The sequence below is a fragment of the Snodgrassella sp. B3837 genome (assembly GCF_026535955.1).
Lineage (GTDB): Bacteria > Pseudomonadota > Gammaproteobacteria > Burkholderiales > Neisseriaceae > Snodgrassella > Snodgrassella alvi_E.
The window spans coordinates 96,476-109,975 of the sequence record NZ_JAFNPI010000002.1 but is presented as its reverse complement, the minus strand read 5'-3'; the positions used below and the strand labels follow the sequence as shown (position 1 = coordinate 109,975).

The 13,500-nt window shown below is 39.3% G+C and carries 11 protein-coding genes; 4 read left to right on the top strand and 7 right to left on the bottom strand.

Annotated elements, in window-relative coordinates; translation table 11 throughout:
• Nucleotides 1–1,188: 1,188 nt before the first annotated feature.
• The 3 genes from J3U67_RS00925 to J3U67_RS00915 all read right to left on the bottom strand — a co-directional run bounded on the left by J3U67_RS00925 (nucleotide 1,189) and on the right by J3U67_RS00915 (nucleotide 3,624).
• Nucleotides 1,189–1,845 carry an HAD family hydrolase gene (locus tag J3U67_RS00925; protein WP_267403369.1) on the bottom strand — a complete coding sequence of 219 codons (657 nt, stop codon included), beginning with the start codon at nucleotides 1,843–1,845 and terminating at the stop codon, nucleotides 1,189–1,191.
• A 15-nt stretch (nucleotides 1,846–1,860) separates the two neighbouring features.
• Nucleotides 1,861–2,853 (bottom strand): AfsA-related hotdog domain-containing protein, encoded by a 993-nt coding sequence (locus tag J3U67_RS00920; RefSeq protein WP_267390007.1) that lies wholly within the window; start codon nucleotides 2,851–2,853, stop codon nucleotides 1,861–1,863.
• Nucleotides 2,854–3,270: 417 nt separating this feature from the next.
• A complete protein-coding gene (locus tag J3U67_RS00915) occupies nucleotides 3,271–3,624 on the bottom strand; it encodes a hypothetical protein (RefSeq protein WP_100141483.1) in 354 nt (117 codons plus the stop codon).
• Between the two features lie 765 nt (nucleotides 3,625–4,389).
• Between J3U67_RS00915 and clpB the strand changes: the two genes are divergently transcribed.
• The 3 genes from clpB (at nucleotide 4,390) to J3U67_RS00900 (ending at nucleotide 9,259) form a co-directional block, all read left to right on the top strand.
• Nucleotides 4,390–6,963 (top strand): ATP-dependent chaperone ClpB, encoded by a 2,574-nt coding sequence (gene clpB / locus J3U67_RS00910; protein ID WP_267403366.1) that lies wholly within the window; start codon nucleotides 4,390–4,392, stop codon nucleotides 6,961–6,963.
• A 418-nt stretch (nucleotides 6,964–7,381) separates the two neighbouring features.
• Nucleotides 7,382–8,701 (top strand): serine hydrolase domain-containing protein, encoded by a 1,320-nt coding sequence (locus J3U67_RS00905; RefSeq protein ID WP_267390005.1) that lies wholly within the window; start codon nucleotides 7,382–7,384, stop codon nucleotides 8,699–8,701.
• 93 nt (nucleotides 8,702–8,794) lie between these two features.
• Nucleotides 8,795–9,259: a CYTH domain-containing protein gene (locus J3U67_RS00900; protein ID WP_100152077.1), complete on the top strand. Its 465-nt coding sequence runs from the start codon at nucleotides 8,795–8,797 to the stop codon at nucleotides 9,257–9,259.
• 51 nt (nucleotides 9,260–9,310) lie between these two features.
• Here J3U67_RS00900 and prmB read toward each other — a convergent pair whose 3' ends face one another.
• From prmB to J3U67_RS00880, 4 genes are all read right to left on the bottom strand, one after another.
• Nucleotides 9,311–10,216 (bottom strand): 50S ribosomal protein L3 N(5)-glutamine methyltransferase, encoded by a 906-nt coding sequence (gene prmB / locus J3U67_RS00895; RefSeq protein WP_100156429.1) that lies wholly within the window; start codon nucleotides 10,214–10,216, stop codon nucleotides 9,311–9,313.
• 84 nt (nucleotides 10,217–10,300) lie between these two features.
• Nucleotides 10,301–10,810 (bottom strand): type IV secretion protein Rhs, encoded by a 510-nt coding sequence (locus tag J3U67_RS00890; protein WP_267390002.1) that lies wholly within the window; start codon nucleotides 10,808–10,810, stop codon nucleotides 10,301–10,303.
• Between the two features lies 1 nt (nucleotide 10,811).
• Complete coding sequence (locus J3U67_RS00885; protein WP_267403364.1) at nucleotides 10,812–11,360, bottom strand: DUF2062 domain-containing protein; 549 nt, start codon at nucleotides 11,358–11,360, stop codon at nucleotides 10,812–10,814.
• A 98-nt stretch (nucleotides 11,361–11,458) separates the two neighbouring features.
• Nucleotides 11,459–12,085: a Smr/MutS family protein gene (locus J3U67_RS00880; RefSeq protein WP_267390000.1), complete on the bottom strand. Its 627-nt coding sequence runs from the start codon at nucleotides 12,083–12,085 to the stop codon at nucleotides 11,459–11,461.
• 167 nt (nucleotides 12,086–12,252) lie between these two features.
• On the opposite strand from J3U67_RS00880, the gene ubiM reads away from it, so the two are divergent.
• Nucleotides 12,253–13,467, top strand: a complete 1,215-nt coding sequence (ubiM, locus tag J3U67_RS00875; protein WP_100156427.1) for a 5-demethoxyubiquinol-8 5-hydroxylase UbiM — start codon at nucleotides 12,253–12,255, stop codon at nucleotides 13,465–13,467.
• The last annotated feature ends 33 nt before the right edge of the window (nucleotides 13,468–13,500 follow it).

Below are 13,500 nucleotides of genomic sequence, written 5' to 3'. Positions count from 1 at the left end.
GGCTGCATTTGCTGTTGAAACTGCTGCTGACGCTGCTGTTCGCGAATGATTTGCTGTTGCTGCTGACGGTCTAGCTGGGAAACTACTTCTGATACCGGCGAGGCGTAAACACTTATAAGACCACTAGCCAAGAAATTGATAAGCAATACGATTTTTTGTAGATACATTTTGCTCTTTAAATATGAAAGTAAATTATGACTGCCTGTGATCCATGTAGCTCTCAAGATAGGCAATATTGCCTTTAATTAATAATGAGGCTGGTATTTTCGGCTTTGAGTGGATAGTAATGAGTAGTGAATATAATTTTATGGTGATTTTTATTCATTTAATCTGGCTGGTTTATAAAAAATATTGCGATGTAGAATGCTGCCCCCTATGCTAAAAATGAAACAATTAGTTTAAAGATTCCGAATACTGTTTTATTTCTACATAATTTGTGAAAAAGATTACTTGAGGTTTGATTTCTGTTTATTGCAACTACAATAAAGTACAAATCTATAAAAATATTAGTAATAGGAAGACAATTGTTTCAGAAAATTTATAAAAATTATAATCTTCATGTTTACTTTTGAATATTAATTTTTATTAAGCACATTGGAATTAAGTCTATTTAATTACTACTAATATGCATATATGATAATAACAAATTAAATAAATATTATCATAATATAATGATATATATAATAAATATTTTTATTAAAATTTTATTTAATATTATTTTCAGATAAACACTCTAGCATCAGTGAACTGTTAATTTTTAGCAACAATATTAGCATTATCTCTTAATTGCCTATCTAAAATATGAGGCATGTGCCATAAAAGATAATGAGATTAATTGATTAAATAGAGGTAAATAACCTGATTCTACTCAAGATGTAGTAACTTTGAAAAATCGCATCGTGAAGGTTACTGAAATTTCGGAATCTGAAAAATTTCAAATATGGCATTTGGATGGAGTTGATTTTATGAATGAGGGGGAGAAATAAGCAATACGTGTAAGAGACATACTTACAGCCTGCGTATTCAGACTTGGCAAGACTTTCGTACATCTTTCTTCTCATCCAATTAAAATCAGCTTTTTAAGAAGTTATATAAATAATCTTGCAAAAATATTGAGTGACAATTCACCGTATTGAATTACATGTGTCTAAACGTAGATATTAAGGTTAATAGGAGGAAAAGAGATTTTTATTCTAAACTTTTGTTTGCAGTTAAATAGCTGATTTCCTTTAATACTTGGTCATTATCAATAAAATGAATAGTTTGCCATCCTCTTTTTTGAGCGGCTATACAATTTTCTTCTGTGTCATCAATTAGGATACAGTGTTGCGCAGTTGTGTTGGCTTGTTGCTCAGCTATTTGAAAGATGGTCTGGTCTGGTTTTCGGCAGCCAACCTTACAAGAATCCACTATTATATCCAGCACGTCATCAAGGTTTATCATAGGCCGCCAGTAAGCTTCCCATTCTCTGACATTATTGGTTAATAAACCTATGGTGAATCCGGCTTTCTTTAGTTGCCGAACTTTATCTATCATAGGTGTATTTGGTTGAATATTTTCAAACCATTGACGCCCGAAATGTTCCAGATCGGCTTTTGAAGTGTCAATATTTGGTTGGAGCTGGGTCAATCTGTTTTTTACCCGTCTGCCCCACTCTTGCTCACTGATTAAACCAATTTCTAGAGGCTCGAGGCCTGTATAGCCAAATTCAGCAGCAGTGTCTTTTACGGCTTGCAACATGATATTTGCTGGTAATTGGGTTTTTTGCTGGTATTGATAAATAATTGCTTTAATTGGTGGGGTAAGTACACCCCCGAAATCAAACCAGAATATAGGCTTATTCATGATAATGACTCTACTTTAATTGGATAAAATTTTAAAGGTGACGTCTACACTCGCCATTGTTTTGTCATTCTGTTTTATCACAATAGGAAACGTAATGGTCTGATTTTCTTGTGAGGTATCCAGTACCATTTTTGCTTTATCTATCACGCAATCTACATCTGACCCTAATTCACAGAAGGCGTTGAAATCCAGGCTGCAAGAGATTAACTCAAGCAGATTTGCCGGTAGTTGAAAACATTTTCTGATAGCAATAAGAGCTGTTTGTTTGCATAGCTCTACTAAGACCATGCCTGAAATATGGTCTACTTCATGGTCACAAAGTGCCGAATAGCCGGGATCGAAACCTAAAGTTGTTTGAATAGTTGCGTGATTTTCAATCAGGTTGGTTGCTACGACATTTTTACTCAGGTTTTTACCAACCATAAATGCTGGAAGAGGAAAGTAATTTTCAGAATAATAATCGTTGCCAAGCGAAACGGATTGAATGGCTGTTTTTTTTCTTAATTTGGTCCATAGTGCTTGGTTTAGCCAGTGCATGGTGGTCTGTGAATGAGCACACGGTAAATTGTTGATATAAAGTTGTTCACTTAATGTTAGACCGGTTAAAGTATCGCGTTTGGTTTTAAATGTCAGTATTTTGATGTCTATAAACACATCAGCTGGATAGTTAATCATTTTTAACAATTGATGATTTTTAATTTGTAATTGTGTGTTATCAATGATGAAAATATTGGAAAATGGTATCTGATAGAATTCATGTGTGATGCTAATGGCTGCCTGCCGAAATATTTCCTGTAGCAATATTGCATCATAATATCCCGTAAGATTATCATTGAAATACATATGCGTACGCGGAAGCTGTGCTGTGACTAGAAACTGATCTTGTTCGGTAGTTTTTATCGAAGTGATAAACACTTCACTGATGGCACGTTTATGAACCAATTTTTTGTTAATACATTGAGCAGAATATGCATTTGTCCCCGCACTATTTTCGAGCCGTAAATCCATTTTTCAGCCTCCTATTTTAAATTTTATATTAATCAGTAAGTTATTATTAACATGTTTTGTATAGGTGGCAAATATAATTCGCGAATTATTTTAATATGTTGTAAATTTTCAAAAATTTTTATTGAGTATTTATGTTCAGGCTCGTTTTGAATTTTTATTTTCGGATCCTTTGAAGTTATCAATTCTTCTCAATGCCGTTTGGTAGCCACACATAATATTAAAAAGTTTATATTAACTAGCTTTCTAATTGTGTATAAATCGTTGTATTTTTTATATTTTGGCTTGCATTGTTATTTTGAGTATTACAGTAAATATAAAATGGAAGTTTTTTCTTTAATTAAGAAAAAACTTCCATTGATGGCCAATACTCTATGATTAATATCTATGGCTGGATGATGTAGGTTCGTGTAATGCTTTTTAGTTGTTGCCAAAGTGATGATGCTGTATCCGTTGATAGTTGTACCAGTTTTTCTGATTAGCCATTAAATTAGTTTGGTTATGTTGCAGCTGGTTATAATTTTGAGAATCATCTTTAATGTCCATTCCGTCTTCATGAGTTTCTGCAACGGTAACACTGCCTGACTGAACTTGCTGCTGAAACTCCATTTTGCGTGCTTTCTTATCAAGCATGGAAATGTGAATTTCAGTATCGTATATGCTCTTCAGCTCCAGCAGCTTTTGATATGTGGCAATTAATTCTTTATTTTCAGGAGTGCGCATGATTTGCCCTTCAAGAAATTCACGGCACTTATTAAATTCTTCGGTTCTCATGGCTGTCTTATTTTGATATTCATAATAATAATTAATTTTACACCATTTAATCTTTTAAGCGTTGGAAAAATGAGTATATGACAAATTTATGCTCAAGTTGTATTGAAGCTACAAGTCAAATCTATAGTGGCATTGAATTAATTGGATGTATCTATTGATATTTATGTTTCAAAATAAGAAATTGATTTGTTGTTGCTGAATAGTTTGTATATTGAATGGTTTTTCTGCTTAAATTTTAAGCACCTTAAAATTGGATTGATTCATCTTGTTTTTTTTAAGTTATCCACAGATATACTCACAAATTTTGTGAAATTCTAGTCAGGCATCTGCCCTAACAGCATAAAATAGATTTAGCATATAAATATTCTTTACAATATGATTTATATCAATTTTTATATTTTTATGATGTAGCACAAACTTTGCTTATTTTTTAAATTTTGCGCGTTATTAAAGAAAGAGGCATGTCTGATTATGCTTTGAATTTGGATACAGTTTTGGTTCTGAAATCGGGGAGATGATGTTTATAAAATCAATTGTTTCATACCATTATGATATGAAAACAATCGATCAATGAAACATAGAGATAATTCAATGCTGTTTAGGTTTGAGGAAATGGCCAATCTAGGCTGTTAATAACATTTCTATTTATTAAATTTATAAATCAGTAAGTTATAAATTAGATTCTATTTCAGCCATTTTAGGTCTTGACATTAATTTTCTAATACCAATATATCTATTAATTAAAATTTTAATAAAGGAAATCTGATGCGATTCGATAAGCTTACAGCAAAGTTTCAGCAGGCATTGCAGGATGCTCAGAGCATTGCTTTGGGTCAGGATGCCGGATATCTTGAGGCTGTTTTTGTATTGAAAGCCTTGCTTGATGATGTGGATAGTGGCAGCGCTGCAATATTGACACAGGCTGGGGCCAATCTGGCACAAGTGAAACAGCAAGTTGAAACCACTATTAATGGTTTACCTAAGGTATCTGGTCAGGGCGGAGAAATTCTGCCGAGTACCGAGTTACAGCACATTTTGAACTTGATGGATAAGGCAGCTACCAAGCGCAATGATGCGTATATCGCCAGTGAATTATTTCTGCTAGCTGCGGTACAGGAAAATGGGCAATGTGGCCGTATTTTGAAACAAGCAGGCGCTACTGAAGATAAATTGAATATGGCTATTGATGCCGTACGTGGGGGAGCGAGTGTGGATAATCCTAATGCAGAAGACCAACGTGAAGCACTGAAAAAATATACAACTGATTTAACGGAAAAAGCCCGTGCCGGCAAACTGGATCCTGTAATCGGACGAGACGATGAAATCCGGCGCACTATTTTGGTGCTGGAACGGCGTACCAAAAATAATCCGGTACTGATTGGTGAACCGGGTGTGGGTAAAACTGCTATCGTTGAGGGCTTGGCTCAGCGGATAGTCAATAATGAAGTACCAGACTCTCTACGCAATAAACGGCTGCTGATGCTGGATTTGGCGAGTTTGATTGCCGGTGCTAAATTTCGAGGAGAATTTGAAGAACGGCTTAAAGCTGTATTGAACGATTTGGCTAAAGATGAAGGCAATACGATTATTTTTATAGATGAAATTCATACTCTGGTTGGTGCTGGTAAGGCTGATGGAGCCATGGATGCAGGTAATATGCTCAAGCCAGCGTTGGCGCGTGGAGAATTGCATTGTATTGGTGCAACTACTTTGGATGAATACCGCCAGTACATTGAAAAAGATCCAGCCTTGGAACGGCGTTTTCAGAAGGTGCTGGTGAAAGAGCCTACGGTTGAAGATACTATTGCAATTTTGCGTGGCTTGCAGGAACGGTATGAAATTTATCATGGTGTGGAAATTACCGATCCGGCTATTGTGGCCGCAGCAGAATTGTCTAACCGCTATATTACTGACCGCTTTCTACCCGATAAGGCAATTGACCTAATTGATGAAGCTGCTTCACTGATTAAGGTGGAAAGCCAGTCTATGCCGGAAAGCATGGATAAGCTGAAACGGCGAGAAATTCAGCTAGAAATTGAGCGCGCATCTTTGGTGAAGGAAGATGACGAAGCCAGTAAAAAACGTCTGGCTTTATTGGATGAAGAATTGGATAACGTTAAGCGTGAATTTGCCAATCTGGATGAAATTTGGAAAGCCGAGCGTGCTAAAGCCCAAGGCAGTGTAACCATTAAAGAACAGATTGATCATCTTAAAGTTCGTATGGATGCACTAAAACGTGAGGGCAAATGGGAGGACGTGGCCAAGCTGCAATATGAGGAATTGCCACGACTTGAAGCTCAGTTACAGGCAGCAGACAGCGGTCAGCATGATACACAGCCAAACAAACTGTTACGCACTAAAGTTGGCTCGGAAGAAATCGCAGAAATTGTATCGCGTATGACAGGTATCCCTGTATCGAAAATGATGGCTGGTGAACGTGAAAAACTACTGAAAATCGAAGAAGTATTGCATGAACGTGTGGTAGGTCAGGATGAAGCTGTTAGAGCTGTAGCTGATGCAATTCGCCGCTCACGTTCTGGTCTGGCTGATCCTAATAAACCTTACGGCAGCTTTTTATTCCTTGGACCTACCGGTGTAGGTAAAACAGAGCTATGCAAAACACTGGCTAGCTTCCTGTTTGACAGTGAAACTCATCTTATTCGTGTAGACATGTCGGAATACATGGAGAAACACTCTGTAGCACGCCTAATTGGTGCGCCTCCCGGCTATGTTGGTTATGAAGAAGGCGGCTTCCTGACCGAGCAGGTACGACGTAATCCTTATAGTGTTGTGTTACTGGATGAAGTAGAAAAAGCCCATCCAGATGTTTTTAACATTTTGTTACAGGTACTGGATGATGGGCGTTTGACAGACGGACAGGGACGTACTGTCGATTTCAAAAACACGGTAATTGTGATGACATCTAATATTGGTAGTCAGGAAATCCAGAAGATGGTGAGTGATGATTACGAAGCCATTAAAGCAGTCGTAATGGAAGAAGTGAAACAATACTTCCGGCCTGAGCTAATAAACCGTATTGATGAAGTGGTGGTTTTTCATAGTTTGAATCAGTCTAATATCCGTGCAATTGCGAATATTCAGCTCGCAGGGCTGCGCAACCGCTTGGAAAAAATGGATTTGCACTTGCAAGTTGACGATGCTGCTCTGGATGTACTGGCTAAAGTGGGCTTCGACCCTGTATACGGAGCCCGTCCTTTGAAACGCGCTATCCAGACGGAAATTGAAAATCCGCTGGCTAAGGAATTATTAGCTGGTGATTACGCGCCTGACAGTACGATTATGTTAACTGCTCAGGATGGTGTTCTGACATTCGCCTGATTGTTGTAAAAGAAACCTGCTCAAAAGCAGGTTTCTTTTTAATAATGCATAACAATTGTATAAGCATAATTTTTGTATGATCAGAATTCGATTGATGGTTCATGAAATTGTCAGTTTCTAACTACATCTTTTTTATTGACTGATTTCTCATCAATCTTAAAAATAAATTCTCATTAATGTATTCCAATATTTAAACTTTATTCGTTTAAATAATTAAAATTATTAATTTTCAAAATTGTATTTATTAATATCATTCAAAAACTTTGATTTTAATCTCTAATAAGACTACATCCATTAAAATATAATTTATTAACATATTTACAACTCTATTTTAAAAGTAAGATAATGTTATTATCGCTTTTAAATATATTAGCGATGCATTACTTTTTATAGTTGTGATATTTTTTGGGAGATTTATATGCACTCTTCTTTAAAAACAATAAAAATAGCGCTATTAACGTTATGTCTTTCAGCTGCGTTTAACACTCAGGCAAACACAATTCAGAATAATTGCAAAACGCTACATCTGAATAACTGCCCTACACCTGTTGACAAAAAACTGCCAAATGTTAAAAACATGCTGACATGGAATCAGCAGCAGCGTGCAATTGGTTTTCGTAATGATTACCGCTCGTATGCTGGTGATGTGTTTCATGCAGCAGGCGGTAAACCTTTACCACGTGCAACACAAAATCTTAATCAGGTAAGTTATCAACTTCATGGCCAGTCTTATCTGTTGAAAGACTATTTAAAACGCAACAATGTAACCGGTATGATGGTTATAAAAGATGGTAAAGTGGTTTGGGATTATTATGCCAACGGTAATAACCCAACGACTTTATGGACGTCCCGGTCTGTAGGTAAATCGATTGTATCCACTCTAGTGGGTGTGGCTCTTAAAGAAGGTAAAATCAAATCTCTAGATGATAAGGTGGTCAAATATAATCCTGATGTACGTGGTACTGCATGGGAAAACGTTACAATTCGTCAATTGTTGCAACATACTTCAGGCGTCAACTGGAACGAAGACTACACCAATCCTCAATCTGATTTTGCGCAGCTAACCCAATGCGAAGCACATCCCAACACTTATACCTGTGTCAACAATTTAGTTAAAAACCCACAACGTAAAGCCTACGCCAAACCAGGTACAGCTTGGTCTTATTCTTCAGGTGGCGCATGGTTGCTAGGTGATACTCTTGAAAAAGCCACTGGTGAAAATATTGCCAAATATCTTCAGGATAAAATCTGGCAGCCTTTTGGCATGAGTCGTGATGGTGTATGGCATAGTTATGCAGTAGGCAAACATGATGTTGGTGCTCATGGTTTTAATGCCACACTTGAGGATTGGGGTAAATTTGGCCTGTTTGTGATGAATAACGGCAAATTACCGAATGGTCAGCAAATTCTGCCGGCAAACTGGGTAAAAGATGCGCGTAGCTGGAATCAGGCCAAAAATTCAGTAAGCAAGCTACATCCAGAGGGTACTTATGGTTATGAATGGTGGAATAATAGTGTACCGGCTAATGCTGCTGATGTAGCACCCAAAACTGGGCTAAACAGTAAAGATACCATGTGGGCTCTGGGTATTTACGGTCAGATTATAATGGTTAATCAGGCGCAAAAACTGGTTATTGTACAGTGGTCTACATGGCCGAAAGCTGAGCCTTCTATGCTGGAGCAGCCATTGGAAGCTTCACTGATGTTTAATGCCATTGCCAACAAACTGGCTTCTTAACTGCTATTATTAAGCTTAAGACCCCTGCACCAGCAAGCTAAAACACGGTTGCTGGTGTTTTTTCTTGTATATATTAGATGAAAGAAATTGATTGTGGCAAAAGAGATTGAACGTAAATTTCTGGTAAGAGGCAATGGCTGGCGGGGCATGGTACCTGCAAAACATTATTGTCAGGGCTACCTTTCCACCATCAAGGAGCGCACAGTGCGTGTGCGTTGCTGTGGTAATGAAGCATGGCTAACCATTAAAAGTACAACTCAAGGCATTACGCGTACAGAATTTGAATATCCTATACCGCCGGATGAAGCACGATATATGATTCAGCATCTGGCCGAACAACCTATTATTGAAAAATATCGTTATTGCATACCATTGAATGGTCTTGTGTGGGAGATTGATGAATTTCTGGGCGCTAATCAAGGACTGATTGTGGCTGAAGTGGAACTAAACCATGCACAGGACGAAATTATTTTGCCAGAGTGGATTGGCGAGGAGGTATCAGATGATCCACGCTATTACAACAGTAATCTGGTCAGCAAGCCATTTAGCCAATGGTAGAGTAAACTTTTATTGAAGCCAAACTGGCTTAACTGACCATAGATGTGTAGTTTATTCTTCACCCAACAGTTGTTCACGACTTAGCAAGAATACAAAACCATCGCCCCCGCTAGTGGATAGCCATGTAAATGGCAACTCTGGAAATGCCTGCTCAAGTATTTCTCGATTGTGACCAATTTCTACCACTAATACGCCATGAGGATTCAGATAACGAGCAGCCTGCTGAATGATTTGTCTGGTTACATCCAGCCCATCCTCACCACTGCCAAGTGCCAGCTCAGGTTCATGTAAATATTCTTCCGGCAGCTGCTCAACAGACTCTGCATCCACATATGGCGGATTAGAAACTATCAAATCATACGTATTGTCTATACCAGTAAATAAATCTGTATGAATTAAATTAATTCGTTCCTGCAATCCATAGTTTTCTACATTGATTGCGGCTACTTCAAGCGCATCTAGACTGATATCAACAGCATCAATTACCGCATCTGGATAGCAATGCGCCATCTGGATTGCCAGCGCCCCACTACCAGTACACAAATCCAGTGCACTGTGTACCAGCTCGTCATATTCTATCCATAACCGCAGAGGTTCGCCTAATAGTTCGTAAATAAATGAACGTGGCACAATCACACGTTCATCCACATAGAATTCATATTCGCCCTGCCAAGCCTGATTGGTTAGATAAGCTACAGGTATACGCTCACTGATACGGCGCTGTACCAGATGTAGCAAGGTGCCTTTTTCTGTATCCAGTAACCGCGCATCTAAAAAAGGCTCGAGAGTATCCAGCGGCAAATGTAAGGTATGCAAAATCAAATAGGCAGCCTCATCATAGGCACTATTATTTCCATGGCCGAAAAACAGTTTGGCTTCTTCAAACTGACTGACAGTAAAACGTAAAAAATCTCGTACACTATGCAATTGCTGTGCAGCTGCATCAAATACAGACATGAATCACTCCGGCAATAAAATCAAATGCAGATTATATCAGCTTGTGCGGGAATCTTTCGGAGGCTATTCTGGCTTGCTGTACGTTCAGTAATGAGGGAGTAAGCGCTGATTATGCGGATGATTGACAAACGGCTTCAGCAAACGACGGAAATGGAGTAGATGCGAATGCTGTCTACTATCACCGGCCAGTGCCAGAAAATAATCTTGTACCAGTTGTGCCTGCTGCTCCATATTTAGCTGGCCGAAGTATTTAATTTCATTCAAAGGCGGATAACGGTAGGCACGGCGGTGATGATAACCTGCTTTCATTGCTAGGTAGACACCGGCCAATAAAACTGGAAAACCATGCTGGCTCTGCCATACATGTATTAATTCATGAATTAGCCATGCTTGCCGGCTGAAAGAGGTGGCTACAAAATCATCTGTGAAATAAGCAGCTGGAAAATAAATACGATTGCCGCAGGTAATGGCTGCATGCTGATGAAACTGCCACCAAGCTCCGAAAACAATCTTTACTTCTGACCAATTAGCTGCATGACCAAGTAAATTTGTAACCAGACGCAATTCATTATCTGTTAACGAACGCTCTATCATATTAATTCCGGATATTACGGTGTGTTTTTCTGTACGCTACCCAATTCCAACCATTCCAGACCAAAAAATAGCCAAGAGTAGCCAGAATCATCCCTAGTATAGGTACGCCAGCAAGCAAAGGTTTGCCAAATTGTATCACCCATTGCCACAACTCCGAACCCAGATGACCAATGGTTAAAGCCGGCAAGGCAGGCATTTCTACACCCCATTGCCCATACATCAGACCGGCACCTATTTCATAAGCACAGTAATAAAGAGGTACATAAGTTAACGGATTAGTATAGAGTGTAGTTAACAATGCCAGTGGTAAATGTGTACGAACAAGGTAAGCCACAATAAGTGCGGTAAAAAATTGTGTTGGACCTGGCATCAGACCACAAAACATTCCAACAGCCACTGCCGAAGCAGCCCGTTCACGATTAAGCTGCCAAAAATAGGGTCGGTCAAACCAGCGTGCGAATGGCTTAAACCAAGGCGAGGCAAATAATGAAGCTTGTGTCGGCATTTTGTATTTAATCTGCCGTATCCATTTAGCCTTTTTATTACGCATTACATCTCTCGGGACAAGAAAGCTGCATTGTTAAATATTCCTATACAGATCTAACTGAATTGATGAAGTCGGAACCCTTTTTTGTTCATCTGCAAAAATTAATTTTTCTCCAGCATACGATGTTTCTTTTTAACCAAAACATACACAGCACCATCATTGCGCTCATTAGGCTGAGCATAGGCAAGAACTTCGGGATGGGCCATCAACCAGCGCCGTACCAGCGTTTTTAATATCGGCTGATAGTCTTTGGAACCCAGACCACTGCCATGAACAATTTCGCCCACGACACCGTATTGCTGTATATATGCGATAAATTCGTTAAGCACTTCCTGTGCTTCTTCTTGTCTGTAACCATGTAAATCCACATAAGCCACTATCGGCCAATGTCTGGCTTGCAAACGTTTAATATCAGCCATACCACGGCCATTTTTACTAAACACCACAGGTGCACTATCTTCCTGATTTTCACCAATATAAAAATAGCTTTCCGTATCCAGCAGCTCTTCCTGATGCTGACGAGGTTTAATCGGACTAGTGTCACGTGGATGCAGAAACTGATTTCTGGCTTTTAGCGGCACAATATCCTTACCCATCGCTTCACTGAAAGTGATATCTGTTTGACGCTTTGCTGCTTGCTGTGCCCGTTGCTGCTCTTCAGCCTGACGCTGAGCTCTGGCCTGTTTACTCAGTTGTTGCAACTTTTCTTGAAATGAATTTTCAGCCATATCTGTAACCATTCATATCTAAATACCATTTCCATGATTTTAGCAGAGGCGCAAACTCCAAGTTAAGCTTGACCTTTATTAACTTTGTAAGCGTTTTAGATAGGATTCGTGCTGATTTTCAGTTATCCTAGTGCTGTATAAAATATATTCATTCAGGAACAGATTTTATGACGGCAACTAATGTCTCTCCAAGCTCAGGTAAAGAAACTGATGTCATTATTGTCGGTGCCGGTCCGGCAGGATTGAGTCTGGCACGTGCACTGGCACCATCAGGACTATCAATTACCGTAGTAGAAAAGCAAGATTCGGCTACGCTGGCAGAACCACCGTTTGATGGCAGGGAAATTGCCCTGACCCATTACTCAAAGGAACTCATGCAACAGCTGGATATGTGGGACAAAGTACCGGCAAATGAAATTTATCCTTTGCGTGATGCCAAAGTAATCAATGGTTATTCGAATTATCAACTACATTTCGAACAACCAACTATGGCACGCGGTAAACCAGCGAATACTTTAGGTTTCCTAATCAGTAATCATCATATCCGCCGTGCGGCCTATGAAGCTGTCACCCCTTATAAAAACATCAACTTGATTGGTGGACATAGCATTATTGATGTCAGAAATGAAGATAGCAACCACATCGAAGCCACTCTGGATAACGGGCAAACCATAAGCGCCAGATTGCTCATTGCTGCTGATAGCCGCTTTTCAAACACTCGCCGTCAATTAGGTATATCCGCTCAGATTCATGATTTCGGACGTACGGTGATTGTATTCCGCATGCGTCATACCCTGAGCAATCAGCATACTGCTCTGGAATGTTTCCATTATGGCCGTACATTGGCTTTGCTGCCCTTAGAAGAAAATATGACCAACTGCGTGGTCACCATTAATAATGAACGCGCTGGTGAAATTCTAAATATGTCTCCTGCACAACTGGCGGCAGATATTACCAAGCAGCTCAAAGGCAAATTGGGTGACATGCATCTGGTCAGCACTGTGCATCATTACCCGCTTGTTGGCGTTCACGCCAATGCATTCTATGCCCACCGTAGTGCCCTGATTGGTGATGTCGCAGTGGGTATGCATCCGGTTACCGCCCATGGTTTCAATCTAGGGCTGAGTGGAGTTGGTATCCTATCCAAACTAATCATTGAAGCGGTACAGAAAGGTAAAGACATTGGCGGCCAAACCCTATTGGCACAATACCAGCGTCAGCATATGCCGCATACACGGATGCTTTATCATGGCACCAATGCCATGGTGTCGTTGTTCACCAATGACAGCCATCCTGCTCGGCTGATGCGATCTCTGGTATTACGCATCAGCAATAATCTACCACCAGTGAAAAAACTTATCAGCAAACAGCTCACCGGCTGATATACAAATAATATTTTGAAAAAATGCCTGCTG